Below are 1,384 nucleotides of genomic sequence, written 5' to 3' on the forward strand. Positions count from 1 at the left end.
CACAACCGCCTGCTGACCCGCCGTGACCGCATCACGCTCGGCCTGATGGCGGGCGTGCCGACGATCCTGCACGTCACCCTGGTGTGGGTGACCGCGCTCGCCTCGATCGCGCTGGCCTTCACCACCTGGGACGGCATCGGCTTCGACTCCATCAAGTGGGTCGGGCTGGACAACTTCAAGCAGTTGTTCACCGACAACCCGCAGTTCTGGCCGGCCGTCGAGCACAACGTGATCTGGTTCGTGGTGCTCATCCTGATCCCGACGCCGCTGGGCCTGTTCCTGGCCGTGCAGCTGGACAAGAAGATCCGCTTCAGCCGGGTCTACCAGACGGCGTTCTTCCTGCCGGTCGTGATGTCGCTGGCGGTCATCGGCTTCGTCTGGCAGCTGATCTACAACCCGGACACGGGTCTGATCAACAGCGTCATCGGGGCCAACAAGCCCGGCCACTACATCGACTGGATCGGCGACCCGGACCTCAACCTGTGGGCGATCCTGGTCGCCGCGTCCTGGCGGCACGCCGGCTACATGATGATCCTCTACCTGGCCGGCCTCAAGGGCGTGGACCCCTCGCTGCGGGAGGCGTCCTCGCTGGACGGCGCGAACGAGTGGCAGACGTTCAAGAACGTCATCTTCCCCACCCTGCGCCCCACGAACACCGTGGTGCTGGTCGTCACGATCATCGAGGCGCTGCGCGCCTTCGACCTGGTCTTCGTCTTCAACAAGGGCGCCCAGGGCACCGAACTGCTCTCGATCCTGGTCACCAACAACATCATCGGCGAGTCCAGCCGTATCGGGTACGGCTCGGCGATCGCCGTCGTCCTGCTGGTGATCTCCCTCGCGGTGATCATCCCGTATCTGATCGCGACCTTCCGGAAGGAGCGGCGCGCATGAGCACCGTCACCGGCGCTCCCCAGCAGCGCACCCCGCTGCGCCCCGCCCGGATCCTGCTGCACACCTTCCTCGTCGTCACGTCCCTGTCGTGGCTGGCGCCACTGCTGTGGGCGCTGTACGCGGCCATGCGGCCCTACGGGGAGACCAGCGAGAAGGGCTATGTGTCCTGGCCCGACAAACTGAGCCTCGCCAACTTCACCAACGCCTTCCAGCAGTCGGACATGCTGCACTACTTCGGCAACACGCTGCTCATCGCGGTGCCGGCCGTGCTGGTGACGCTGCTGCTGTCGTCGATGGTCGCCTTCTACGTCAGCCGCTTCGACTTCCGCGTCAACCTGTTCCTGCTGCTGGTCTTCACCGCCGGCAACCTGCTCCCCCAGCAGGTCATCATCACCCCGCTGTACCGCATGTACCTGCTCATCGACCTGCCCGGCATCACCATGAGCGGCAAGCTGTACGACTCCGCACTCGGCCTGGTCCTCATCCACGTCGC

Annotated in this window: 2 protein-coding genes; both read left to right on the plus strand. The window is 65.3% G+C overall.

Going from position 1 to position 1,384, the window contains the following annotated elements; genetic code table 11:
• A partial coding sequence (locus ACWBNA_RS47795; protein ID WP_482710876.1) for a carbohydrate ABC transporter permease occupies positions 1-891 on the plus strand: 891 nt, incomplete at its 5' end.
• Positions 888-1,384, plus strand: a 497-nt coding sequence (locus ACWBNA_RS47800) for an ABC transporter permease family protein (protein WP_482710877.1), incomplete at its 3' end; no start/stop codon positions are given. The genes ACWBNA_RS47795 and ACWBNA_RS47800, both read left to right, overlap by 4 nt.

The sequence above is a fragment of the Streptomyces sp. Q2 genome, assembly GCF_056820935.1.